The sequence below is a fragment of the Bacteroides sp. BFG-637 genome, from assembly GCF_024793605.1.
GTDB classification, from domain to species: Bacteria; Bacteroidota; Bacteroidia; order Bacteroidales; family Bacteroidaceae; genus Bacteroides; species Bacteroides vicugnae.
This window is the reverse complement of the sequence record NZ_JANUPD010000002.1, coordinates 1510067-1533924: the sequence shown is the minus strand read 5'-3', so window position 1 is coordinate 1533924 and position 23858 is coordinate 1510067. Positions and strand designations below refer to the sequence as shown.

Annotated in this window: 25 protein-coding genes and 5 pseudogenes; all 30 read left to right on the top strand. The window is 45.3% G+C overall.

Annotated features, from left to right (window positions below; all coding sequences use genetic code 11):
• The first annotated feature begins 25 nt into the window (after positions 1 to 25).
• The 30 genes and pseudogenes from NXX38_RS06395 to NXX38_RS06235 all read left to right on the top strand — a co-directional run bounded on the left by NXX38_RS06395 (position 26) and on the right by NXX38_RS06235 (position 23856).
• Positions 26 to 832, top strand: coding sequence for a hypothetical protein (locus tag NXX38_RS06395; RefSeq protein ID WP_113748486.1), 807 nt, complete (start codon positions 26 to 28; stop codon positions 830 to 832).
• 114 nt (positions 833 to 946) lie between these two features.
• Positions 947 to 1894 (top strand): hypothetical protein, encoded by a 948-nt coding sequence (locus NXX38_RS06390; RefSeq protein WP_113748485.1) that lies wholly within the window; start codon positions 947 to 949, stop codon positions 1892 to 1894.
• Positions 1895 to 2050: 156 nt separating this feature from the next.
• On the top strand, positions 2051 to 2725 hold the full coding sequence (locus tag NXX38_RS06385) for a site-specific DNA-methyltransferase (protein WP_007478421.1): 675 nt from the start codon (positions 2051 to 2053) through the stop codon (positions 2723 to 2725).
• A pseudogene (locus NXX38_RS06380) lies at positions 2700 to 3045 on the top strand (helix-turn-helix domain containing protein). The gene NXX38_RS06385 and the pseudogene NXX38_RS06380 overlap by 26 nt, the downstream one beginning before the upstream one ends.
• A complete protein-coding gene (locus NXX38_RS06375; protein ID WP_007478419.1) occupies positions 3026 to 3706 on the top strand; it encodes a hypothetical protein in 681 nt (226 codons plus the stop codon). The pseudogene NXX38_RS06380 and the gene NXX38_RS06375 overlap by 20 nt, the downstream one beginning before the upstream one ends.
• Positions 3666 to 5388: pseudogene (locus NXX38_RS06370) on the top strand (hypothetical protein). The gene NXX38_RS06375 and the pseudogene NXX38_RS06370 overlap by 41 nt, the downstream one beginning before the upstream one ends.
• A 455-nt stretch (positions 5389 to 5843) precedes the next feature.
• On the top strand, positions 5844 to 6230 hold the full coding sequence (locus tag NXX38_RS06365) for a hypothetical protein (RefSeq protein WP_004303389.1): 387 nt from the start codon (positions 5844 to 5846) through the stop codon (positions 6228 to 6230).
• 376 nt (positions 6231 to 6606) lie between these two features.
• Positions 6607 to 6858 (top strand): hypothetical protein, encoded by a 252-nt coding sequence (locus NXX38_RS06360; RefSeq protein ID WP_004318183.1) that lies wholly within the window; start codon positions 6607 to 6609, stop codon positions 6856 to 6858.
• Positions 6855 to 7205, top strand: a complete 351-nt coding sequence (locus NXX38_RS06355) for a hypothetical protein (RefSeq protein ID WP_004318184.1) — start codon at positions 6855 to 6857, stop codon at positions 7203 to 7205. Before NXX38_RS06360 ends, NXX38_RS06355 begins: the two co-directional genes overlap by 4 nt.
• Positions 7202 to 7558, top strand: a complete 357-nt coding sequence (locus NXX38_RS06350; RefSeq protein WP_004318185.1) for a hypothetical protein — start codon at positions 7202 to 7204, stop codon at positions 7556 to 7558. The genes NXX38_RS06355 and NXX38_RS06350 overlap by 4 nt, the downstream gene beginning before the upstream one ends.
• Complete coding sequence (locus NXX38_RS06345; protein WP_004325868.1) at positions 7555 to 7929, top strand: hypothetical protein; 375 nt, start codon at positions 7555 to 7557, stop codon at positions 7927 to 7929. Before NXX38_RS06350 ends, NXX38_RS06345 begins: the two co-directional genes overlap by 4 nt.
• A gap of 404 nt (positions 7930 to 8333) precedes the next feature.
• A pseudogene (locus tag NXX38_RS26710) lies at positions 8334 to 8562 on the top strand (hypothetical protein).
• Positions 8563 to 8581: 19 nt separating this feature from the next.
• Entirely contained in the window at positions 8582 to 8926 is a 345-nt protein-coding gene (locus tag NXX38_RS06335) for a hypothetical protein (RefSeq protein ID WP_004318189.1), read from the top strand.
• A gap of 8 nt (positions 8927 to 8934) precedes the next feature.
• A complete protein-coding gene (locus NXX38_RS06330; protein ID WP_004318190.1) occupies positions 8935 to 9456 on the top strand; it encodes a hypothetical protein in 522 nt (173 codons plus the stop codon).
• Complete coding sequence (locus NXX38_RS06325; protein ID WP_004318191.1) at positions 9444 to 9722, top strand: hypothetical protein; 279 nt, start codon at positions 9444 to 9446, stop codon at positions 9720 to 9722. The genes NXX38_RS06330 and NXX38_RS06325 overlap by 13 nt, the downstream gene beginning before the upstream one ends.
• A 4-nt stretch (positions 9723 to 9726) precedes the next feature.
• A complete protein-coding gene (locus NXX38_RS06320; protein WP_004318192.1) occupies positions 9727 to 11091 on the top strand; it encodes a hypothetical protein in 1365 nt (454 codons plus the stop codon).
• A complete protein-coding gene (locus tag NXX38_RS06315; protein WP_258978851.1) occupies positions 11084 to 11233 on the top strand; it encodes a hypothetical protein in 150 nt (49 codons plus the stop codon). The genes NXX38_RS06320 and NXX38_RS06315 overlap by 8 nt, the downstream gene beginning before the upstream one ends.
• A 26-nt stretch (positions 11234 to 11259) precedes the next feature.
• A complete protein-coding gene (locus tag NXX38_RS06310; RefSeq protein ID WP_258978850.1) occupies positions 11260 to 11784 on the top strand; it encodes a hypothetical protein in 525 nt (174 codons plus the stop codon).
• Positions 11768 to 12719 (top strand): annotated as a pseudogene (locus NXX38_RS26705) (DUF6712 family protein). Before NXX38_RS06310 ends, NXX38_RS26705 begins: the two are co-directional and overlap by 17 nt.
• 9 nt (positions 12720 to 12728) lie before the next feature.
• Complete coding sequence (locus tag NXX38_RS06295) at positions 12729 to 13541, top strand: hypothetical protein (RefSeq protein ID WP_004325870.1); 813 nt, start codon at positions 12729 to 12731, stop codon at positions 13539 to 13541.
• Positions 13538 to 13972: a lysozyme gene (locus NXX38_RS06290; protein ID WP_004325871.1), complete on the top strand. Its 435-nt coding sequence runs from the start codon at positions 13538 to 13540 to the stop codon at positions 13970 to 13972. Before NXX38_RS06295 ends, NXX38_RS06290 begins: the two co-directional genes overlap by 4 nt.
• Positions 13969 to 14415: a hypothetical protein gene (locus NXX38_RS06285; protein WP_004318197.1), complete on the top strand. Its 447-nt coding sequence runs from the start codon at positions 13969 to 13971 to the stop codon at positions 14413 to 14415. The genes NXX38_RS06290 and NXX38_RS06285 overlap by 4 nt, the downstream gene beginning before the upstream one ends.
• A 4-nt stretch (positions 14416 to 14419) precedes the next feature.
• Positions 14420 to 14830 carry a hypothetical protein gene (locus NXX38_RS06280; protein WP_004325872.1) on the top strand — a complete coding sequence of 137 codons (411 nt, stop codon included), beginning with the start codon at positions 14420 to 14422 and terminating at the stop codon, positions 14828 to 14830.
• 33 nt (positions 14831 to 14863) lie between these two features.
• A complete protein-coding gene (locus tag NXX38_RS06275) occupies positions 14864 to 15169 on the top strand; it encodes a DUF4160 domain-containing protein (protein ID WP_004303371.1) in 306 nt (101 codons plus the stop codon).
• Positions 15170 to 15175: 6 nt separating this feature from the next.
• Entirely contained in the window at positions 15176 to 15415 is a 240-nt protein-coding gene (locus tag NXX38_RS06270) for a DUF2442 domain-containing protein (RefSeq protein ID WP_004318202.1), read from the top strand.
• Positions 15416 to 15420: 5 nt separating this feature from the next.
• Positions 15421 to 15648, top strand: a complete 228-nt coding sequence (locus NXX38_RS06265) for a helix-turn-helix transcriptional regulator (protein WP_004303369.1) — start codon at positions 15421 to 15423, stop codon at positions 15646 to 15648.
• A 343-nt stretch (positions 15649 to 15991) separates the two neighbouring features.
• Positions 15992 to 20295 (top strand): annotated as a pseudogene (locus tag NXX38_RS26875) (phage tail tape measure protein).
• Positions 20296 to 20304: 9 nt separating this feature from the next.
• The gene (locus tag NXX38_RS06245; RefSeq protein WP_004318205.1) at positions 20305 to 22440 is read left to right on the top strand and encodes a hypothetical protein; all 2136 of its coding nucleotides are present in this window, start codon (positions 20305 to 20307) and stop codon (positions 22438 to 22440) included.
• 43 nt (positions 22441 to 22483) lie between these two features.
• Positions 22484 to 22693 carry a hypothetical protein gene (locus tag NXX38_RS06240; protein ID WP_004318206.1) on the top strand — a complete coding sequence of 70 codons (210 nt, stop codon included), beginning with the start codon at positions 22484 to 22486 and terminating at the stop codon, positions 22691 to 22693.
• Positions 22690 to 23856, top strand: a complete 1167-nt coding sequence (locus tag NXX38_RS06235) for a hypothetical protein (protein ID WP_004318207.1) — start codon at positions 22690 to 22692, stop codon at positions 23854 to 23856. The genes NXX38_RS06240 and NXX38_RS06235 overlap by 4 nt, the downstream gene beginning before the upstream one ends.
• Positions 23857 to 23858 lie beyond the last annotated feature (2 nt).

Here is a 23858-nt window from a genome sequence, read left to right as displayed (position 1 = left end):
TTATAACCTTATAAATCATTAAGTTATGACATACGTAAAAGCAAGCGTAAGAAGGCCGTCCGGCAATCCCGGTAACGGTATTCAGCCCAAGGATCAGCTCGTAATTTACGACGTTGACGATATTCTTTCCTTTCCGCAGAGAAACGATGCCGGCGTGGTTATCGAGGATGATATCGTAATGAAGGCGGGACGTTACGCGATCGGTATTTACCTGACACCCGGTACCGCTGAAATCAGTTCCAACAGTGACGGAGAAACGGACGCCGAAGGTTATACGCCTTCCGTTAAGTTCAATCATCCCGGTAATGAACAGGAAATCCGCGAGTTTAAGACAAACTGGCTTTCCAAAAAATGTATCGTTGTGCTCCGTTATTGTAGCGGAAAGCCTGCCGATCTGATCGGAACGCCCTGTAACCCGTGTAAGTTATCCGTTTCTTATACCGGTTCCAATGAATCGAATACGAACGAACTTACTTTCACCCAGATCAGCAAGGGGGATGATATCGCCATTTACCGGGGTACCGACACCCTGGAAGAACCGGTGGCCGTAGTGGAAGCCGGGGCTACAGATATAGATTACCAGACAGACGGGCAGTACCAGCTTTCTGCAGGTGCGGCCAAAATAGCCGGTGTTACCGGTGGAAGTCATGGATCGGTAATTACCCTTATGGGATGTTCGGGCGTTGCGCCAACAGTGGAAAAAGGCGGTAATTTCCTTCTGAAAGGTGGTAAGACGTTTACCGCTTCCGAAGGTTCCCAACTGACGTTGCGGGCATTTAACGACGGTTCGGAGGCTATGAAATGGATTGAACAAAGCCGTTATGAGGCGTAAGTAAACGGCTTTTATATCATTCAAAGGGTGACCGGCAGCACATGCCCGGCCACCCTTTGTCCTTTTTGGGGGTAATTACCTTTTTTTTCTTTGTATCATTAAATTTTATATAGTATGAAACAGGAAATTATTACCTATCTGGCCGGTCCGCGTAACTTTATTCAGGGCGTGGAACTATACGAGAAATACGGTATCAACCGTATGTTAAAGAAGTCATTCCGCCGGCAGGGAGAAACGGAAACGATGAAGGCCATTCTTTTAGAGGAACTACGGAAGCTGGCCGGGCTTTCCGAACGTGAATTTAAGACGATCCGGCGCAACTCCAAACAGCCGGCCGCGGTAAAAATGGAACCCGTCCGGGAGGAAGCAACCAAAACGCCGGTAAAATACAGCGATGATTTGCTGCTGGAACTTGCCGAATCTTTCGGCGTCAGCGTGGAAGAACTCGTTTCGTCCGATTTCCGGGATAAGGTTCTTTCCATGGATGAAAATGCTGACCGTGTGGAAGAGCTGGAAGAGGAACTGGAAGAGGCGGAGAAACGATACAAGGCGGCTCCGGAAACCGTAACCAAAATGATACGTTTCCGCGAGAAATTTACCTTCCTGAACTCTTCGGATTGCCCCGACATTCTGAAAATACTTGTTTCCGACATGTTCACCGCATACGGGAAGTATAAGGAAGCTTTCGCCCGCCTGGAAGCTACGCCGGATGATGTCAGTTCACTTTCTACAGCACAGGAAGCGCAGGCGGTTGTGGAAAACTTCATTGCTAACCGCGAAATGTGGGACGAGCTGGAATATTACCGGGAAAACGGAAAGATTCTGGGTAAATGTGAGAAGGTAAAAAGTTTGTCCGTCCGTAAGGGTGTCGAGAACCTTTCGGATATCGACATACAAAAGGCACTGAATAACGCCCGCGCCAACCTTTCAAAGAACAAGGCGAAACTGGAACAGGCCGGAGATGATGAGAAGAAGAAAGCGAGTGCCCTTGCATTGATCCAAAAGTGGGAGACTACACAAAAGGCCATAGAGGAAGAAATCGAGGCGCGAAAAAAAAAGTAGTTGAACTTATTGCCAGTCTGACAGGAAAACGGCAGCGGCTCATGAAGGACCGGGGCCGTTTTTCTCACCCTTGCGACCGCTCGGAGCTGGGGCACCAGCTCAAGACATTAACCCTCCGGATAGAAAAAGAAGAAAGCCGGCTTAAACAACTTTCCAATGATAACAAACCAAATTTATAACGAGGATTGCCTGGAGGCGTTGAAACGTGTTCCGGACAATTCTGTAGATTGTATAATAACCGATCCGCCTTATTTCCTGGGAATGACACACAACGGGCAGAAAGGCAGCTTTAAAGATTTGTCTATCTGTAAACCCTTTTACCGGGATTTGTTCCTGGAGTTTAACCGGGTGAAGAAACCCAGTGCTTGCGTGTATTTTTTTACGGACTGGCGCGGGTATGCTTTTTATTATCCGTTGTTTGACTTGTATTTAGGCGCGTCAAACATGATCGTTTGGAACAAACAGTCGGGGCCGGGTAATCATTACGCTTTTATACATGAGCTTATTTTGTTTCATTGTGGAAATGGTGTTTCTATCGGTGCCACAAACGTAATAGATAATATCCGATCTTTTTCGTCCGGTGCCAAAAAGATAGAAGGTGAAAAGGTTCATCCCACACAAAAACCGGTGGCGTTGATCCGTAAACTGATTGAAGACAGTACAAAGCCCGGCGATCTGATACTGGACACTTTCGGCGGTTCTGGTACTACAGCCGTGGCAGCCATTGAAAGCGGCCGGAACTTTGTATTAATGGAACAGGACGAAATTTATTATTTCACGGCACAGAAACGAATAAAAGATGCGTATGAACGATTTAACGGTGGTGGATAGTATTTACCTGGATGCGCAGCAAAAGGAGGATGTACGGCGTTTGTCTTCTTTAGGATATTCCCCGAAAGATATAGCTGTTTCCCTGGGGCTTTCTCTGGAGGATGCCGGGCTTTTTGTCCGGGATGCGGAAACGGTAGGAACTTCCGTTAACTTCCTGATCCGGGAAGGGATTCTGGTAGCACGTGCCGCCCCTGAAATAAAACTCCATGGAAGCGGCGGAAGGTGGAAACGTGGAAGCTATAAAACAGCTGGAGGCCGTACGGAAAAGACATACTTTCGAACGTTTAATCGAACAAATGGATGACGACGAATTTAATTAAGCCCTCACGAATAGACTTTGACAAGGTGGATATCAACCAGATTCAAAGGATTCTTTCTACCGGTACGCTGGAAGCCCTCGCGCCCGATGAAAGGGAATATTACAGCCTTATGGAAATGGTACGGGGACTTCGTGCCCGTATGCGTATAAATGGTAAGTTGGTGACAAAGGCCGGCATCATCCGCCTTTTGAAGTCGGAACCTTACGGGCTTTCGGACTGGATGGCCCGCCAGGTGTACGCTGACAGTCTCAATTTCTTTTATACGCAGGATAACGTACGCCCGCAGGCTTTCGCTAATCTGTATGCTGAAAAGGCCGAAAACTGGGCGAATACCGTCTTTCTTATGGGAAATGTGAAGGAGGCTAAGAACCTGCTGAAATTGGCGGCGGAACTTCGCGGATGTTACAAGGATCAACAGGCCGAAATACCGGAGGAACTGCTTGCACAGAAAAGTACGGTTATTTATACTACCAGCCGTAAGGATCTGGGTGTTCCTGAAATCGACCGTAAAGAACTGGAAGAGTTTATCGATGCGATACCGGAAATTCCTGTTATTGTGCGTGAGAATATAAAAGAGGATGCGCGTATTAAAGCTTTTGACCTGAAAAAACGTATGTTGTATGATATCAAAGAGTTCGGTGAAGACAACGAAGGTGAGTAACGCCGATGATGTAGAAATCAAATACGGCCATATAATCCAGGTTCTGACGGACTGGATCGATACTACTATTCTTGTATCTATTGACGGGCGCGGTACGGCCAAATCGACCGTTATACAAGCCAGACGTTCCGCCCGTTGTGTGGAAGAAATGCCCGGCGGTGCGTTCGCTTTTGTTGCCAATACCTACAGTAACCTGGAAGATAATATAATGCCGGCCGTTCAGAAGGGCTGGCAGCTTATGGGGCTTATCGAAGGGGTACACTATGTAAAAGATACCCGCCCGCCTGAATCCTGGCGGCGTAAATGTTCGGTTATCGTGGATGATTACAAGCATGTTTACAGCTTCTGGAACGGATGTGTTATTTTCATGGGATCACTGGATAACCCTTCGCTGCTTGCCGGAAAGTCTGTAATACACCTGTTTTATGATGGAAGCGAAGTACGACAAGGAAATGAAAGTAAACCGCGCTATGCCTATTCTTCGCGGTGATGCGATCACTTACGGACATTCCCATTTGTTCCTGGGGATAACCATTACTACCGATATGCCGGATATCGACGAAAACGAGTACGACTGGTTTTTCCGGTATGTCAAGCAAATGGACCCGGAACGGATCATTAAAATAGTACAGGCGGCAAGTATGCGTAATGACCTGGTAATTTCTCTATTAAAAGAAGAAAGAAAAAATAAGCCTTCCCCCTTGAAGCTGAAACGTTTGAAACGGGATATTGAATATTACGACCGGGCTTTGTTGAAGTTGAGAAAAGGACAAACGTTCTTTCTTAACGCTTCTTCATTCGCTAATGTTGAGATACTTACGATTGATTATTTAAAGCGGTTGTATAATGGTACGCTGGAGCTTCACGAATTTAAGAAGTCGGTGGTGGGTATGCGTCCCGGTCTTCGCAGGGATTTACGTTTCTATGTGTTGTTTGGTGAAGGACATAAGTATTATAACGGTACCATGTCCGGAGAAGCCGCTTACAGCTCGCGGGAACTCCGGTACCTGCACCATGATAAAACGATTGAAGGCGGTATGGACTTCGGTAATATGCTTTCTTTGGTGATCGGTCAGCCGGACGGTGCTTATTACCGGGTACATAAGAACTTTTTTGAGATACCGCCGGGCTGGTTCCGGGAGATCGCCGACCAGTTCCTCACTTTCTTCCAGAACCACGAATATAAAGAACTGGATTTGTACTATGACCGTGCAGGTAATAACTTTGAGAAACAGAAGGAGGATTACGCGGGTAAGATCAAAGACGCCATAGAAAAAGACGGCAGCGGAAACCGTACCGGCTGGATCGTAAACCTAAAGAGCCGTAAACAGGCAGTTATCCGGCAGGATGCGGAATACGACTTTATGCAGGAGATTATGGGCGGTACCAACAAGAACCTGCCTATCCTGTTGGTTGATGCGGTGAACTGTAAAGAAATGGTTAGTTCCGTAGAAAAGGCAAAGGCTGAAATCAAATACCGGGGTAATTCTAAGGTAGTGTTCAAAGTGAAGAAGTCCGAAAAGCTGGCACCGAAAAAACTACCGATGTTATCCACCAATTTCTCCGACGCTTTCAAATACTTACTGATGCGCCCCGGCTGGATAGCTTTGGTACGAGGCAAGCGGACACTGCAGGCCGACTCGTTTGTGGATCAATGGATAGAGAACAGGCATAAAAGGTAATTGCCTTGTAACGCTGGAAAATCGGTTTTCCGGCGTTTTTTGTGTTACCAGGTTACGGGTACCCCTCCCCAGAGGTCATATTTCACCTTTTAGGGGAGGGTAACTGCTTTCCGACTTCTGAGCGGCTCGGTCTTCGGAAGGTGTCATTTTTTTAGTTTTTGAATTTTTTTTCGGCTTTTGACTGTTTTTCAGTCGTTTATCTGCATTTAGACCAAAATTTTACGCGAAAAAGTGCGTTTTTTATGTGTTTTTGTTTCATTTTTTGCCCATTTTTGGGTGAATTACCGTGTATTTTGGGGCGGTTGCCTTTCATTTTTGATTGATTTTGGGGTAATATTTTTTATAAATGTATATATTTAAGTACTTTTGCAATCGTCAAAATTACACTGCATATATACCGTCAGGACTTACGGGGTGGTACAAACTAAAGTACACACTAATTTTAAGTTACTGATATGAAAAGATTTTTTTTAGTTATTGTATTGGCCATACTAACAATGGCAGCCATTGCACAAGAACCGTATAAGGCTTATTGTGAAATCGTGGGTACTGGAAATATAACCGGTACAAAAGTAAAAATAGAAGTAGATTTCGGCCAGAAGGCAAAATGGGCAACACCAAATGCTCGTTTTTTAGTAGATGAAAACGGTGAAAAGATGAATTTTAATTCAATGATAGACGCCGTTAACTATTTGGCTAAATTGGGTTGGGAACTAATACTGGCTTATCCGGTTACACCTACACAAGGAATGAGCAAAGACCCTGTTTATCACTATATTCTTTGTAAAAAGGTAACTTCTGATGAACAGATAAAAGAGGGAATTAATTTAAAAGACAAATAGAATATTAATTATAGTGTGTAACGCTCACCCTTAATCAGGTGGGCGTTTTTTGTTACGAAGTAACGAATCGTAGAGTCGAGAAACTTTCTTTCCTAATAAACTTTTATTAACGTTTTTTTTTTTTTGTTCAGAATTTAATGCCGACATTTGCCCCTGTCAAAGTTAACACCGCTGGTGCGGTCCGGTGAGTCTCGGTTATTGGCTCGAATAAATAACGGGCTTTTTTTATGCCCGATAAGTGCTTGTTTAATACAAGGCGGTTGCCTTTCCCTAAACTTATAACCCGATCTTCGGACGGTTTGCGGTGTTAATTTTGACGAATTAGGGGAAATGGTAACCGCCTTTCCCATGTAAAATAGTCAAAATTAACACCGTTATGAAAAATGAATTTCAATCCGGTACAAGCTATGTACCTTCGTTCCGTACTGGTAGCACGGACGTAAACACAATCCAACATCGTTATTTTCAGGAACCGAAACATGAATGTACTGTTTGTTCAACTTCTGGGGCTTATTACTTATCTGCTATCGCTTGTTTCTGTCTTACTTTTATCTATCCACCGGCTGTCATTGGTGCAGTTATATGTGTGTGTCGTGCCAAGAAAGCGAGGAAAGGAGGCCGAAAATGATATCTTATTTTATAGAGCTTAACGAATATAAGCCACAGAACCGAAAATGTGCTGAAATGGCAGAGTTTGCAAACCAGTTTGGTAATACGCTTTGCCCTGATAAAATTTCCTTTGATGCTTTTAAAACTGAACTGGAAGCAAAGGTAAAGGAGCTGAACGAGAAATACCCTAAAACAATGCCGCTGAAAATATCTTCCGGTAGCGGGTTTATTCATATAGATCAGGACACTAAAACACATAATAACGGCTGTGACAAGCCTGTAGCCTATTTTTTCATTTACCGGGTTAAAAGAATATATAGGTTTTCAGAGCGTCCCCAGATAGAAAAGAAAGGAGGTGCCGAATGATATATACTGAATATCAGCAAGTGTTACTTACTCAATTACAAAACAATGATAAAAGGATTGAGGAAATAAAGAAGGAAAAGGAAGAAATACAGGAAATGTTTCTACAAGAAAGTAAATTTAAACCGGGTGATCTGATACAGATTGATTATAAAATAAGCAATGCTACTTTTAAAGTTCGTGGCTGGATTTTCCGGATTACATTCTGGAGGAATCGCCCGTATTATCACCTGAATTTACCCAAGAAAGACGGTTCCCGCGGATTAAGGGTTAAAAGTGTATGCGACGGGGTACTGGAAAGTATAACAAGTATTTCACATATTAAATTAGAAGACTTAAAAGGAGGTGCCAAATGAATACAAATAATCCTGATATCCTATTTTTCGTTAGACGTGAATACGGCACGCCTTCCATTGAATTAAGAGCCTATAAGGTGGAGAAGGTTAACAATGAGTTTGCTTTCCTTGAACTTGAACGTTTGCGGTTGGTTGTTTTCTCCGGTGATTTTCAGTCTGTATCACTTCATCACGAGTACGGTAAAAACAACTGTCTGTATAATAGTGCCAATAATATACCGGATTTGATGAAAGACATGAAGAGGTGGCAGTTATCGCCCATTGACAGACGTAATTACGAACGGTTTAGGAAAGTCGCCCTCGGGATATACCGGCAGGCCGGAATAATTGATTTCACTACCTTAGAGACTACACCGATTAAAAACGTTTAATGAAAGATTTGTTATGAAAGATATAGGAAGTAAACGGCGCACATATAACAGATGAAAGTGCCGAGATTTTGACACAGTGGCAAACTAAGACGGAACCGGTTTCCGCTTGTTACATCGAAGTTATTGAGGACCTAATCGATTTCCTAATAGAGAAAGGAGATGAAAGTACACCAACAAATGAGGTGTTAAGAAGGATTCAATTATTACGTATGATGAAAAAAGACATCGAAAAGTTGTCTAATCCTTAATATTAACAATTTAGCATACCGGCTGAAAAGGCAGCCGTTGGGTTTAAGTCCCAGGTTAGGGTTTGTTTGTGCCGGGGTGGTTCCCGGCACTCTTTTTTATGTCCTTTTCGTCCGTTTCCGTTCTTCCCACCTTTGCAGTAACCAATGATTCAAATTATGAAAATAGGAACGGACAAATGGAAGCATTTCGGAATTAATTACGCTATATGTGCCCTGTTGGGTGATTATGGTGTTCCCTTTGCCCTGGGTGCTTCACTGGGTAAGGAATACGGGGATGAAATGTCCCCCCTGTAATAAATGGGACTGGAAGGATATTCTGGCAGACCTGGCCGGGATCGTGGCGGGTTATTTGACGCATGTATGTATCGTCCGGACTATAATGTAACATTTTCAACTCTACTAATATGACGGAAACGATAATTACAGCGATTATTACAGCTCTTTGCACGGGTGGCCTGACTTGGTTATTCACTCTCCGGTATACCCGTAAACAGGCGGAAGCTGACGCCATGAAGTCAGTACAGGAGGTTTACCAGGAACTGATTGAGGATATGAAGAATGACCGTAAGGAATTGAAACAGCGGATCGACGATGTAGAGAGCCAGTACCGGGAACTCCAGCAGAAATGTAACGAAATGGAAAAGGATATCAGGCAGAACGCCCGCGTAATGGATATCATGAAACCGTTTCTTTGCGGGGTGAAAAATTGCCTGAACCGTAAATCTATCACTTTCGACACTAATAACTAAAATCAATTATGAGACATGGAATCGTACACCTACTTATTCTTATTTGTTTTGCAGCTTGTTTTTACGGTTGTCGTTCTCCTCGCTCTGTTACACGAAAAACGGTTACAGAAGCAACTGGAGAAGAAAAACAAACAACTACTGACGGAGTTATTGAACTTGCGCGGAGAGATTCGAGCCATGAGGAGCACGTACTTGACGTTTACCGGGAAGATAGTACGCATATCCGTATCGACTACGACAGCCTCGGAAGAATTAAAGAAATTGATTTCAGTAACCGAAAAACTGAAAAAAGAACTGGAAAGAATCAAAGCAGTTCCCTCCGGGATCATAAGGAAACTACCAGTCAAACGGAAACAGCCGTTACCCGTAAATCCGACGTTAAGCAACAAAGCCAGGAAAAAGAAAAGACTACAAACGGGTGTAGCCTATGGACGTTCCTAAAATTCATGTTTTTCTTTCTATCCTTCTGCTTGGTACATGATAACTGGGCCAGTATTAAAAACTTTATCCGCCGGCTATGGAAAAAATAAACCTTTATGTAGCGGTAGAACAGATGAAGCGGATTACCATTTCCGGGGGTACCTTTTCTATCAAGTTCCGGAAATGGAACCGTCAGACGCGGGACGGCGGCGACATGGTGATACTTACTGCCGCCCGTTTGAGGAAAAAGGCGACGGATGAAAGCATCGAAAATTCAAGCTATAAACTATTCCTGACGGACACCACAACGGGCCGGCCGCTGAATTGCTGGGAATGTCTGGTAATGGAGTTCAACGGGAAAAGAATAACGATTTAAGATTATGGAAATAAGACGAAGTGGCAACTTTGGAATTATAGATACCGGCACCGACAAGGGTTTGATCTCCTTTTCTATCGGTGGCCGCGGTAAAGGTTGGGAACCTTCCAGCATCCAGTTAAACCGGCGGGGGGCTTTCTTTTCGCGAAAGATCAGCGTAAACGGTACCTTTATCGTTCCCATGGGTGACAATAACGACATGCCGGGCGAGGTCATGCGTTTACTGGATAAATTCTACGCCGGTGAAGGTATTATGGGTAAAATAGCCGGTTTACAGTGGGGAGAAGGCCCGCGGCTGTATGAGGATGCGATCGACGAAGAGAATAACCGTTTTTACCGGCGTTGGAAACTCGATCCGGAAATAACCGCCGACCTGGAGTCGTGGGATTACACGACGGTTCTTCACCGCTCACTCGTAGACTTAACACACATGCAGGGCTTTTTTATAAAGTTTGTCCGGAACCGTGCGCCGCGTGTAGGCAATCCCGGGCGTTTGGTACGGCTGGAACATATTCCCTACCAGAAGGCCCGCCTGGTATATCCTCCCGACGGCGAGGATGAACCGCAGGAAGTACTTGTGGGCGACTTTCCTTATCCTGATCCGGCCTATACTTACCGTTACCCGGTCTTTGATCCGGCCCACCCGTTCAAATATCCGGTTTCTGTGAAATATTATAATATCTATTCCTTTTGCAAGGATTTTATGAGTACACCGCGTTTTTTGGGTGCGCTTGACTGGCTGGAGCTTGCCGGCGGTCTGGCCGCTATCCTGATCGCCTATAACGAAAACGCTTCGGCCATTTCCCTGCATATCGAATCGCCGCAGTCTTACTGGGACCGCGCGGAAGCACGTATAAAACAGGTTTGCGAGCGTACGGGCGAGAAATACACGGCCCAGATGCTGGAAGATTTCAAGGACGAAGCTATGGAGAAATTCGCCTCCAACATTACCGGAAGGCAGAACGCCGGAAAATACATGCACACGACCAAATTCTGGAATCCGGAAGCGAATAACTTTGAGGGCTGGACGGTGGAACCACTGGATAAGAAGATAAAGGATTATGTGGACGCCCAGATTAAGATATCCAATAAGGCGGACGCTGCCGCCACTTCCGGCTTCGGTCTTGATCCGGTACTTTCAAATCTGATTATAGAAAACAAACTTTCTTCCGGATCGGAGAAATTATACAGCCTGAAAGTGTATAACGCTTCTGAAACGGCTATTCCGGACATGATCCTTTGTAAGCCGTTACAGCAGTATATTAATGCCAACTTTCCGGGTACCGCAACGAAAGTAGGGCTTTATCGTACCATAGTGGAAGCGGAACAGAACGTTTCACCCTCTAACCGTATGAAAGAAAATGCGTAGTCTGTTTTTTACACCGAAACCGGAAGATGTGCCGGAAGAACCGGTAAGCGACCGGCAACCGGAAGAGAACCGGGCCGATAACACCCCGGATAAGCATATAAAGGCCCGCCGGACGAAAACGTTCATTTTGACCGGCGGATAAAATCGGAGCTGCACCTGGAAGAGTGTTTGCCCTGGCATTTTGAGAAAGGGGCGTCTTATCACTGTATCAGTCATGGGGACGTTGACAGCCTTACTTATCTTCGTGTGATCGTGAAGCAACAACCGGTGGAATATGTTCTGATTTCTACCTGGTGTATGGCAATTACCGATGTTAAGGAGGTGGAGAAATGGCTGGAGAGAAAAGACATAGGGCACGCGGATTTTTATGTAGGTGAAATCTTTCAAGGTTCCTACGCGGATGTTTATTTATACCTAAAGAAGGTGGCGGAACGTTTCGGATCACGTGTCTGCATCTTCCGTAATCATGCTAAAGTAATGGCCGGTTTTGGTAACGCTTTTGATTTTGTAATAGAAAGCTCGGCCAATGTGAACACCAATCCGCGCACGGAGCAGACCTGTATAACGATAGATACCGGGCTGGCCCGCTTTTATAAGGAGTTCTACGATGAAATAAACAATTTCACAAAGGATTTTGATAATTGGAAACCATATACATTAAAAAGAGACCGAGCAAATGACGAAGTTATTTAATAAAGGCGGTGACGGTGCCGGTGAAATAGTCCGTGTTCTGGGATTGATCGATAATGATCTTGATTTTACCAAGTGGGAACCTATCTTACCGCTGGGTATTCGGGATTTACAGGCTATCATCGGAACGGAACCCATAGACGCGGTAGATAAGTATTACCGTGAAGATCATGCGGACGGTACGGAACCGGACGGCATGGCGGAAACTTTGCGGCTGATGCAGCAGGCGGTGGCAATGTTTACCTGGTTAAAGGTCATTCCCACTTTAGACGCACAACACGGAACGGCCGGACGTGGCAAACACCTTGGAGAGAATGAAACGGGTATGACCGCCTTACAGGAGTTCAAGGATGAAGAGAATATCCGGAACCTGGCTTATGGAAGCCGTAGACGCGTTGGTGGAGTTAATGGACCGCGAAAAGTTTGATTTCTGGATGAACGGCATTAAGAAAAAGGCTATAAACCGGCTTCTAATCCAGAATAAGGAAACGTTCGATGAATATTACAATATCGGCAGTCACCGGCTTTTTCTGGTGCTTATTCCTATGATCCGGGAAGTCCAGGACGGGCAGATAATACCTGTTATCACCCGGAACCGTTATAATAAACTGATTGAAGGCGATACCGTTTTAACGGAGAAATTGCTGGAGTATGTACGCCGCCCGCTTGCACTTCTCACCATAAAAAAGGCCGTTGAACGTTTACCGGTGGAAGTTCTACCCAATGGAATCGTACAGGTACAGCAGAGCACAACCGTACGGGATAAATTGCGGGCGGAAAAAGAGGCCCGGCAATCGGTTGCTAACAGTCTGGAGCAGGACGCGGCGGCTTACCTGGATGTATTGCAGGATATCATCAGGGAACTGGATGCGCAGTCGGAAACGGTGGATTACTATATACCGGGTGTTACCGTACAATCCAAAGGAATAACCTTTTAATGTCCGGACATGGAGAAGTTTACATATAATAGTAAGACGGCGGAGGTTCCTTCATGCCTGGATGAAGTCAGCAGTGAGCAGTACCGGCAGTTTCTTATATTGTCGGTACTGATGAACCGCGGTACGATCAGCCCCGGACAGTTCCGCGTAAAATGGCTTTCTTTCCTTCTGGGCATGAAAGCGGATTACACCATGTACCGGCGTGAGATCATCCGGGAGCTGGACGGCCAACTGGAAAAGCTGGACGGCTTTTTCTCTTATACGACCGGTAAGGAGGGCGAGCGGATCGTTACGCCCATTCTGAAAACCGGGCGTAACCTGATGCAGGATTTTGGGAGCTGGCATGGTGTCGGTGACATGCTGAACGGTCTTACTTTCGGTAACTTTTGTGATTGCCTGGATTTGTTGCAGCAAAGCAAGCAGGCGGCGACAGAAAAAGACGAACCGGCTATAAATGAAATCTTCCAGGATATCACATTAAAGCTTTACCGGTACAAGGACCCGGAGAAGATGCCGGCCGTTCCTTCCTTGCTTGCCATTCATGCGGTAAACTTCTTTTCCGCTGTTTGGGAAATGGTTCTTTCCGGACCGGTTTATATTGGTGGTGAAGATATTGACTTTCGGATATTATTTCAGAAGTTGGCATCCGAGGACCGGAAGGCGGACGATAAAACCGGCTGGACCGGAATAGTCTTTGAAGTGGCGGCTTCCGGCGTGTTCGGTAATAAGAAGGAGGTGGACGATACACCCTTTTGGGATGTATTACTTTATCTGTATAAATGTAAGTTTGAGTATTTACACCAAAAACGTAACAAGAAATGAGAACAACAACAGGAACAAAAAACAAGATTAAGCAATTTGAGGGGCTACGCCTGAAAGCGTATGTATGTGCCGCGGGAGTATGTACGATCGGTTACGGTCACACAACCGGCGTAAAACCGGGAGATGTTATCACCGAGGCCCGGGCCGACGCTTTCTTTGAATCGGATATCAGGGCGGTAGAAAACCAGGTAAACGCGCTTCCCCTTCATTTGGGACAGTACCAGTTTGACGCGGTAGTAAGCTTTTGCTTTAATGTAGGTATCGGAAAATTCAAGAAATCAACGCTTTATAAGAAGATCAGAGCGGATGCGTATGAGCCATCCATACCGGCAGAGTTTAAAAAGTGGATATACGGGGGCGGTAAGATTCTTCCGGGGCTTGTTACCCGCCGTGAATGGGAGGCGAAACGTTATCAGGGATTGACGATATGATAGATATAAAGGTTTACCGTGAATACTGGGAAGGCGTACAAAAACGTATTCCTGAAATAAAGAAGGTGCTACCCGTTACCATTGACGAGGAAATGAGTAAGACGATACAGGGGCTATCAAAAGAAGAATGTCCGGTGCTCTTTATTCTGATTCCGTCGGGAACGGGTGCCAGCCTTTCGGCTGACAATGTGAGGGAAAATAATTTATGCGTTATTTTCCTTATGAGCAAGTACGATCCCCAACGTAAAGGGGCTTATGAGACTATCGAAGAGGTGCAGCCGGTTATGGAGCGTATCAAACAAATGCTGATAGAAGATTCTGCCACCGGTTGCCCTGTCACTAAGGAACTGGATTTAACCAGCCTTTCCACTCTTCCGGAATCCGGCTTTTACCGGACGTTTGCAGGGTGGAGCCTGGCTTTCTCATTTAAAACAAGATTCTAACTGAATGGCCGAGAATTTTAAAACGGATTTTTTTACCGACCGGATCGGGCGTGGAATACAGGACATATTTCAAGCCCAACTGGATATCGCTACCAAACGGATTTACCAGAAAGGCCGTGAGCGTAGGAAAGTACAGGGAACCGGGGAGATCATACAAGGGCGATCCGGTGCATTAATGGCCGCACTACAGAACCCGAATTATTCGGTCATTCCGGACGGCGAAGGAGTAATCGCACATTCTAACCTTCCATTATATACCCGCTTCCTGGATATGAAGAAACACGGTAATTACCAGATTTATAACCGGCAGATATACGGGATTCTATATCATGACACACTCGGGAAGATTAAATATGAATATCAGGATTATGTAAGGGAAAGGATAAAAGAAATGTTTGCCAGTTCGCTAAAATAGGTAATAAAATTAATACCTAAATATTTGTAGGTAATGATTTTATTACCTATCTTTGTTTCAGTAACCAATAAAACAAAGTTTATGCCTGAAATTTGTAGATTCTTCGGTATTATTATATTCCTCTATTGGAAAGATCATAATCCGCCACATATTCATTTTACTTATGGTGATTATGAATGTTCTATTAGCGTATTGGATCGGATTGTAGACGGTCAGGCTCCAGCTAAAGTTATTGCAAAAGTAAATGAGTGGATTAACTTGCACGAGGCAGAAATACTTTCTCTTTGGGAAAAGGCCCAAAAAGGGGAAAAAATAGATAAAATTGAACCATTAAAATAAACGCTTATGTTACGGGTTATAGATGTGGATTATATTAGGAATTACGAGCTTCTTGTTACTTTCAGCGACGGGAGTAAAAAGATCGTAAATTTGGAACCTTATCTTACAGGTGAGGTTTTCGGGGAGTTATTGGATAAGGAAAAATTTGTTCAATATGGTTTAACCCGTGCTACTATTGAATGGGCCAATGGTGCCGACCTTGCACCGGAGTTTTTATATGAAATTGGTATAGCTGCATATTTTTAGACCCTATGAATGATTGTTTAGCTATTCAAGATAAGAAGGAAGAAACTTTCTTATATCGGATTTTTATTTCTCACCCGGAACTAAATGCTTCTGCGGTGGCTCGACGTATGGGAATAAGTCAAAGCCTTATGTCTCAATATATAAGTGGAATAAAAAAGCCCTCACAAGAACGGGAGGCCCTAATAGTAAATACTATTAAAGATATCGGTAAAGAACTAACGATGATTGTATGACATACGAAGATATTTTATTTTTGATCGGCTTTTTCCTGGTAATATTTTTTTTCGTAGGATGTAAGCATAAACCGGCTACTTTATCCGGGTGGCTTGCTTTTGCCTTTCTTTCCTTTATCGTGACGCCTCTTATATCGGTTCCTCTAACCTGGTACATTTGCTGGATGATAGATCGGGCAACAATTAAGGATAAAGAATGTTTTGATCCTTCGGATTTTACCTTTAAGAGATAAAATACTTTCTTCTTAGTATAATAAGCCTGTAGAATGGTTCTACGGGCTTTTTTTGTGTCCTTTTCCGCCACTTTACACCAGGATAATTTTGCCTTATAAAATTTACTCTTATGGCAAAATTAAAACCTGACTATATCGAATGGGTGTTAACCCTGAACGCCTCCGATGCGCAGAAGGAAATACATAATCTTTCAGAAAAGAACAAGGAGCTCCGGGATAGCAATAAGGAGATAAAAAAGGCTATGACCGATTTAATCGCCACCGGGAAAGCTGGCGGTAAACAATGGAAAAGGCTTGATGAGCAACTGAAAGAAAATAATAAGACGATCGGCGAGAATAACAAGAAGATTGCCGAATGTGAGAAACGGCTGGATAAAACCACCATGAGTGCCAACCAGCTGGCAAGGAAGGCAAACGCCTTGCGGAAAGAGCTTCGCGATACGGTGAAATCCTTGCAGCCGGAAAAATATGCCGCCCTGGAGAAGGAACTGAAAGAAGTTGAGAAAGCATACGGGCAGGCCACGAAAAAGGCGGAAGGTTTCGGCGGTTCCCTTCTTTCCCTGAATAAGATAAAAACGGTTCTGGCCGGTGTGTTTGTCACTATCGGCGCAATGATAACCGGACAGATTGTCGGCGGGCTAAGGGATGCGATCAGTACTATTATAGAGTTCGAGAAGAAAAACAGTACTTTGGCCGCTATTCTGGGAACCACGAAAAAGAGTATCAAGGATTTAACAGATGAAGCGCGCCGGCTGGGTGCTACTACTTCTTATACGGCCGCACAGGTAACGGAACTTCAGATAGAGCTTGCCAAGCTGGGATTTTTTAAAGAGGATATTAAAGCGATGACGCCTTCCGTGCTGAAATTCGCTAAGGCTGTGGACACTGATCTTGCCTCGGCTGCTACGCTTGCCGGTGCAACATTGCGTATTTTCAACCTTGATGCGGAAGATACGGAACGGGCTGTTTCTACTATGACTATGGGATGTAACGCATCCGCTTTAAGCTTCGAGTACTTAAATACGGCAATGTCTATTGTTGGGCCGGTTGCTAATTCTTTCGGATTCACGATCGAGGAAACGACCGCCCTTTTGGGGGCTTTGGCAAACAGCGGTTTCGACGCTTCATCGGCAGCGACGGCAACACGTAATATTTTTGCTTAACTTGGCTGACGGTAGCGGTAAACTTGCACTTGCCCTTGGTGGTCCTGTAGATAACTTAGAAGACCTTGTAAAGGGGCTGAAAAAGCTGAACAGTGAAGGAATAGACCTTAATAAGGCACTGGATTTAACGGATAAACGTTCGGTTGCCGCATTTAATACCTTTTTAAATGGTACTGATACCGTTTTAAATCTCCGTGATGCAGTAACAGGAGCCGAAGAGGGATTTAATGCCATGGCGGAAGAAATGGGTGATAATGTACAAGGTTCCCTCAATACATTAAGTTCAACTATCGAAGGGGTAGTTTTACGTTTCTATGAATCAAAGGGTATTCTTCGGGATTTAATAGACCTTGTTACGCTTATGGTGGAAGGTGTGGGCGGTATGATCGACATGTTTAATAAATGGGGTGTTGTCACTTATACCGTTACCGCTTATTTGGTTTCTTACTATGGAGGACTGAAAATCGCTACCATGTGGCACGCCCGTTTTAAAACGGCGACCCTTGCTTCGGTCGTTGCAGAGAAAGCGCACGCCGTACAGCTTTATATCAGCCGGGCGGCTACTCTGGCTTATGCGGCGGCCCAGGCATTGCTGCACCTGAATATTAAAAGATGTACCGCCGCCCTTCGGTTAATGAGGATCGAACTTTTGAAGAATCCATATACGGCCCTGCTCGCGTTACTCGTGGCAGCCGGTGTTGCTATCTACCAGCTTGCAAAGAAGACGGAACAGGCTTCGGCGGCGATGAAGGCCCACCAGGAAGTCGTAAAGAAAGTGAATGAAGAATATGCCAGCCAGGAAGCAAAAATAAAAACTCTTGTAGCTGCTATTAATGACGAGAACCTTTCCAACTACACCCGTAAACAAAGGCTCGCTGAATTAAAAGAACTGATACCGGATTATAATGCGGAATTGAATGAAGAAGGCAGGCTCATAAACAACAACAAGGAGGCTATAGATCAATATTTAGTTTCCTTGGAAAAACAAATCAAGTTGAAAGCTTACCAGGAGGAACTGGAAGAATTGTACAAGAAAAAAAGGAATCTTGAAAGCCAGGAATCAGAGCAAAGCGACGCTTACTGGGACACCCGCCAGCAAAATACATTGTCAGGATATAACCGGAACAGTCTTACCGCTAAAATAAGCCGTTTATTTGGTACGGAAAAAGAGGCTAACCAGTTGAAAGCCCTACAGACAACACAGAAGGATTTGGCCGGTATAGAATCAGCAATCGCCCAGATCAATAATGATATCTTAAAAACAGAGGCGACGGCCACTTCATTAACCGGAACCAATAAAGAAAATATAAATACTGAAACATCCCTCATAAAGAAACTGGAGGCCGAAAAGAAAAAGGTTCAGGAACAGTGGGCGGAAGACAGCGAAGCGAATATCGCCAAGAAAAACAAGGAAATAGAACGTATCGACACCGAAATAAAACGTTTAAACGAACTGGGGAAGGTCAAAAAGAAGGCGGAAGCCGGGGAGTATAAAAATACGGAAACGGACGCCACGTTAAAACCTCTGGAGATCGAGCACGAAAAACGTATGCTTCTAATCAAACAGAACCGGGAGAAGGAAAATAAGACGGAAGCCCAGTATATTCTCGAAGGGACGGCGGAAAACCTTCGCTATTACCGGGAACGTATCGACGCACTCCAGAAGCTGGAAGCAAAAACGCCGGCTAATAAAAAGAAATTACTCGATGAAATCCACAAGCTCGAAACAGAAGCACAGACGGCCATTTTTACGGAAACCGGCAAGCAGGAGGACGCCCGTATAAAACTGGTACAGGAGAAACGGGACGAACGGTTAAAGATTGAAACCGCCTATTACAATGTCCAGAAGGACACCATGGAAAAAGCGGTATTAAACCAAAGTATCACGCAGGAAGCCGCCGACGCCTATATGCTGGAAGTTGAAGCGGAGCACGCCGCAGAACTTCTGGAGATAAACCGTACTTACCAGAATGATATTGCCGCTTTGGAAATTACCGGTAAACAGAAACGTATAGGAAACAGCGACGGAAGCGGCCGACGCCGTGCGTGAGTCTGAAATGAAGTTATTGCGTGATCGGGCGGCCATTGCTCAAAAAGTACGTGAAATAACTTCCGTTCCGGTAGGAATAACCGGTATGCAGGAAGCACACCGGAAACAGGTTCAGGATGTAGAAACGACTTATAATGCCATAATTGAGATAGCGAGGCAGGCGGGAATTTCTACCGTTGGTTTGGAGAAACAGAAACAGCAGGAAATTAGCCAGCTTGAATTTGAGTACCAGAATAGTTTATACCAGATTCAATCCCAGATCGGCGTATCATGGGCACAGGAATACCAGAATGAACTGGCCCTGTTAAAGAATCTGCACGATCAGGAATTAATAGATGAAAAGACATACCAGCGTAAAAAGCTGCAAATGCAGATGAATAACGCTAAAAAATACTTTGACTACTATTCCGGTCTTTCCTCTTCCATGGTGGAAGCCATTCAACAAGCCGAAATCGACCAGGTGGAAGCAAAATACGATGTTCTCATACAGGAAGCCGAGAACAACGGTGAAGATACTGCCGCCCTGGAAGAAGAGAAGGAAAATAAGAAACTGGAGATTCAAAAGAAGTACGCGGATGTAAACTTTGCTATCAAGTGTTCCCAGATCATAGCAGATACGGCCGTTTCGATTATGAAGGCGTACGCGGACCTCGGGCCGATTGCCGGAACCGTTGCTGCAGTAATGCTTGCGGCTACCGGTGTGGCCCAGCTTGCATCGGCCAAGGCAGAACGGGACAGGATTAAAAACATGTCCTTGAAAAACACCACCGGCAGCAAGACCGCCACGGCTGAACGTGTTGTTTCCGGTTCTTCCGGTGGTGGGTATTATGAAGGTGGTTACACCGGTCCCGGCGGACGTTATGAAGTGGCCGGCGTGGTTCATAAGGGGGAATATGTGGTACCACAGCCGGAAATGAATAATCCTAAAGTGATCGACGCCGTTAGCACTATCGAAGCGATCAGGCGGCAGCGTACCAGTGCCAACCCGTTACCACAGAATCCGGGTGAATATTATGAAGGCGGTTACGTGACTTCCCCTGCAGGTGATTCTTCCTACCGGGAGTTCCTGGAAGCGGCAAAGGAGCTTCGCGCCTCCTGTGAGGCTATCAAATTGATAAAGGCCTATATCGTTTACCAGGATTTGGAGAAGGCCAAAGAAACTATAGATAACGCCCGCGACACCTTTACACGCGGAAAATAAGTAATCATTATGCTAAAGATTAAGACGAACAAAGGTTATCTGGACTTAGGGGGTGACTTTACCGTACAGATCGACGAGAAATCCCCCGTCATGAACGACCGGGGATCACAAACCGTACCGGTCACGGTTCCCGTCACTGCCAACAATGCAGGGATAACCGGTTTTGCCCACCGGCTCGACATGGGTGTAAAACCGATGAATGAAGATCAGACATGTACGGTATTGGACGGGGTGTATAAACGTACCGGAAAGATAAATATCGTTTCCGCCGGCAGGACGGAAGGAATTACTTTAAATATCGGTTTTGACAATTCGGAAGCCTACAGCGCCTGGAAAGCAAAGAAACTGAACTCGATCACATTACCCAGCATAAGCGGCGGTACCGTTAGCGGTCTTATGTCCTCTATAAACTGGTTCTTCACGGATTCCCATGAAGATTTTGCCATATTTCAAATAGTAGTCAAAAATGATTCCAAGGACGGCACGTATTACCCGCAATACATAAACCGTATCACTTTGGATTCAAACGGTGAATATGCCTTATGCTATCAGGCAAGGACGGAAACACTACTGATAAATGATACCCCGACCGAAACGAGTTTACCGGAAGGGTACGGCGTGGCCCCCTTCTTATACGTGCACCGTGTCCTGGACTTTATATTTTCAGAATTTGGTTATACTATAACCGAAAATCCTTTTAAGACGGACAAGGAACTTTCCAGCCTGGTAATCCTGAACAATGCCGCCGACTGTTGCGTGACGGGTATCCTCAATTATGCCGATTTAATGCCGGATTGTACGATTGAGGACTTTTTAAACGCGCTGTATGTACGTTTCGGACTGGTTTATAATGTCTCTTCCGATACGAAAACGGCCACTTTAAGACTGATCCGGGATATAATGGAAGATGAACCTGCCGTTGATCTGTCCCGGAATCTGACGGCGGAACCCCTTATCAATTATGAAACGGCCCGTCAGATAAAGTTATCGGCCAAAACGTCTTTTACCGGTGCCGCGCCTTCGGTGGAACGGTACGAGGACTATATCAAGGGGAACGAAAAAATGGTTATCCGTGTAAGCCGTTTCGATCCTTCCCAGGCCTCCGTGTGGCTGAACTACGAGAAGACCACCGGCAACTGGTACAAATGGGATTCGGGCAACAAGAAGCATACGTTATCATCATCCAGTTTCTTTAACTGGGACCGGAAGACGGAAAACGTAGAGGACGAGGAGCTGGCGAGCGATGATGAATGCGTGTTTATGGATTTTGCCCCGAACGGCCTTCTTTCCCCGTATTACCTGGCCGGGTATGTGCACCGTTATACCTACCTGAAAACCTCTTCCGATGATGAAGAGGATTCGGAAAAGGAGGAGACGCCGCTTTCCTTCGCTTTCGCTTTTACAAAGGCCGTTACGGAAAGTACGGATTATTCCTTCGGTTCTATTTTACCATACGCTCCGGACGGCGGAGAAATTACGTTAAAAGACGGCAGCAAACATACGATATCGCTTTTATTCCAGTTTGAAGACGGTCTGTTTGCCAAGTTCTGGCAGAAGTATGACGCCGTATTAAGGCACTCTTTTAACCAGGTGGACACAAACACCCTTTTACCGGTTCACCAGCTTATGAAAATGGATGTCTTGACCCCGGTAGCCCTGCGGGGGCAGTACATGCTTCTGGACGGCCTTTCCTATTCGCTTCCTGCGGGTAAACTGGTACCGGTAAACATTACGTTGCGTTCCCTGCGTCTGATCGGTCCCTATAATCTGGATAATGAACAGGGCATTCCCGTGTGGGGCGGTGCTTCCTACGTGTGGGTCGTATATTCTTCCAATTTGCAGAGTGTACAGGCCGGAAGGGTGGAATATTGGGAAGATTATTACCGTTATCACTGGATGTATGCTGTGTACGGTTGCCGTGTATCGAATACGATATATGACGGGTATGTTACGCCGTCAACGGATGAGGATATATTAAAAAATCCGCCCACCGCACAGGATAACATCATAGAAAAAACTTACAAATGTAAGATAGAGGTTGAAATCGAGGTAAACGAGCGTTCCGGCGCGGCCAACTATTTTTGTTACGAAACGGAAGAAGTCGAATACCAGGTAAGGTTTGTCGCATCGAGGGTGCTTAGCTGATCCCGTCCTTTATTCTTCCTTTGATAAACCCAACTTTTGCAGCATGGAAAAGCAGAATAATATCATCCTTGCCCCGTCATCTTCACAGGTGACGGAGCTTTATAAGCTTTGGAGGGAAAACCATGCGGGGCGGCTCTCGGACTTTTACAAGTTCCTGACGTCTCCCACGGATCAGCGTGATCGTTTCCTTTCCGGACTTGAAAATAAGAGTGAGTTTAACGGAATATTCATCGTTAACACCTTTGAATTATGAGTTTGACAGCAAACATTGATCCGACGGAAAACGCCTTTACCGGAAACCCTGTTTATCTTTCGGTAGAAACTACTTCTATGGCGACTTACAATATAATGTATTTCGTGAACTTTGAATTTATGCGTTCCATATTTACCGGTAACGGTAATGGAAGTTTCAAGGTGAATATCGCGGAGGTCCTGGAAACGCTTTTTGTTGATATTCCCCCGTTAACGGACAGTTCCGAGATGTTGATAAGCCTTTCCGATAAACGGTATAACAAGGCGGTCGTCACGATCACCCTTCAAAATGAGGAGGAAGAAACGGCCACTTTGGTTGTTACTGCCTGGCGTGGCGGTATATCCAAACGGGCTTTTAAGAAATTGCATGAAGAAGGTAATAACATCTTTTCTTTGAAGTTCTTGAATGAATCCTGCAATTTCTTCTTTACCACCCGGAGCAATGACTGGCGTATAACGATGCGCGAGACGGAACTTTACCCGCTCTGTTTCATCTATCCGGAGCACGAGCTGAAAATAACGGAACTTCTTACCGGACAAAGCCTTGCAGTACCAGGCACGGCAGGGAATTTCTACGCCTTGAACCTGGAGGCCGTAAGACTTAAATTCTTTACCGATTACGGGGTACTGGCCAACCTTTTTGACGTGTATAGCGGTGAAACGTTCGCTCTCCGGATCGGGATCGAGCAAAGCCCGACGGTCCGCGAGCGTTACCGGCTCCGGTTCCTGAACAGTTACGGGGTTTACGAGGTGTTTTCCCTGGAAGGCGAGGCGAGCGTAACTCCCGGCATGGATGAAGACGAAGACGCTGTTTTCCGGCGTTACGATGAAATTACCGATGATTATTATTCGGATCGCATACGTACGGAGATACAGGAAGCCGTAACGGTTAAGACGGGATTCAAACGCCCGCAGGAAATACGCTTTCTTCTTGACCTGCTTTCCTCCGATGATGTCTACCTGGCAGGTTACGGCCGGGAAGAGATCAAGGTAATTCCTTCGGCGGAAGAGTTTTCTTACCGTGTCCGTCCGGACGCGCCGCAGAACGTGACGTTAAAGCTCACGTTTGCCGAGAAGGAGTCCAACTGGACGGGAGAAATCACGGAAAGCGGCTACCGGAAACCGCGGGTTCATTCCAAAGAGTTCAGTAAACAATTTAATTAATG

Bases quoted from the DNA above. Each gene is read 5' to 3' on its own strand.
- NXX38_RS06395 (WP_113748486.1), top strand. From the start codon at position 26: ATGACATACGTAAAAGCAAGCGTAAGAAGGCCGTCCGGCAATCCCGGT.
- NXX38_RS06390 (WP_113748485.1), top strand. From the start codon at position 947: ATGAAACAGGAAATTATTACCTATCTGGCCGGTCCGCGTAACTTTATT.
- NXX38_RS06385 (WP_007478421.1), top strand. From the start codon at position 2,051: ATGATAACAAACCAAATTTATAACGAGGATTGCCTGGAGGCGTTGAAA.
- NXX38_RS06375 (WP_007478419.1), top strand. From the start codon at position 3,026: ATGACGACGAATTTAATTAAGCCCTCACGAATAGACTTTGACAAGGTG.
- NXX38_RS06365 (WP_004303389.1), top strand. From the start codon at position 5,844: ATGAAAAGATTTTTTTTAGTTATTGTATTGGCCATACTAACAATGGCA.
- NXX38_RS06360 (WP_004318183.1), top strand. From the start codon at position 6,607: ATGAAAAATGAATTTCAATCCGGTACAAGCTATGTACCTTCGTTCCGT.
- NXX38_RS06355 (WP_004318184.1), top strand. From the start codon at position 6,855: ATGATATCTTATTTTATAGAGCTTAACGAATATAAGCCACAGAACCGA.
- NXX38_RS06350 (WP_004318185.1), top strand. From the start codon at position 7,202: ATGATATATACTGAATATCAGCAAGTGTTACTTACTCAATTACAAAAC.
- NXX38_RS06345 (WP_004325868.1), top strand. From the start codon at position 7,555: ATGAATACAAATAATCCTGATATCCTATTTTTCGTTAGACGTGAATAC.
- NXX38_RS06335 (WP_004318189.1), top strand. From the start codon at position 8,582: ATGACGGAAACGATAATTACAGCGATTATTACAGCTCTTTGCACGGGT.
- NXX38_RS06330 (WP_004318190.1), top strand. From the start codon at position 8,935: ATGAGACATGGAATCGTACACCTACTTATTCTTATTTGTTTTGCAGCT.
- NXX38_RS06325 (WP_004318191.1), top strand. From the start codon at position 9,444: ATGGAAAAAATAAACCTTTATGTAGCGGTAGAACAGATGAAGCGGATT.
- NXX38_RS06320 (WP_004318192.1), top strand. From the start codon at position 9,727: ATGGAAATAAGACGAAGTGGCAACTTTGGAATTATAGATACCGGCACC.
- NXX38_RS06315 (WP_258978851.1), top strand. From the start codon at position 11,084: ATGCGTAGTCTGTTTTTTACACCGAAACCGGAAGATGTGCCGGAAGAA.
- NXX38_RS06295 (WP_004325870.1), top strand. From the start codon at position 12,729: ATGGAGAAGTTTACATATAATAGTAAGACGGCGGAGGTTCCTTCATGC.
- NXX38_RS06290 (WP_004325871.1), top strand. From the start codon at position 13,538: ATGAGAACAACAACAGGAACAAAAAACAAGATTAAGCAATTTGAGGGG.
- NXX38_RS06285 (WP_004318197.1), top strand. From the start codon at position 13,969: ATGATAGATATAAAGGTTTACCGTGAATACTGGGAAGGCGTACAAAAA.
- NXX38_RS06280 (WP_004325872.1), top strand. From the start codon at position 14,420: ATGGCCGAGAATTTTAAAACGGATTTTTTTACCGACCGGATCGGGCGT.
- NXX38_RS06275 (WP_004303371.1), top strand. From the start codon at position 14,864: ATGATTTTATTACCTATCTTTGTTTCAGTAACCAATAAAACAAAGTTT.
- NXX38_RS06270 (WP_004318202.1), top strand. From the start codon at position 15,176: ATGTTACGGGTTATAGATGTGGATTATATTAGGAATTACGAGCTTCTT.
- NXX38_RS06265 (WP_004303369.1), top strand. From the start codon at position 15,421: ATGAATGATTGTTTAGCTATTCAAGATAAGAAGGAAGAAACTTTCTTA.
- NXX38_RS06245 (WP_004318205.1), top strand. From the start codon at position 20,305: ATGCTAAAGATTAAGACGAACAAAGGTTATCTGGACTTAGGGGGTGAC.
- NXX38_RS06240 (WP_004318206.1), top strand. From the start codon at position 22,484: ATGGAAAAGCAGAATAATATCATCCTTGCCCCGTCATCTTCACAGGTG.
- NXX38_RS06235 (WP_004318207.1), top strand. From the start codon at position 22,690: ATGAGTTTGACAGCAAACATTGATCCGACGGAAAACGCCTTTACCGGA.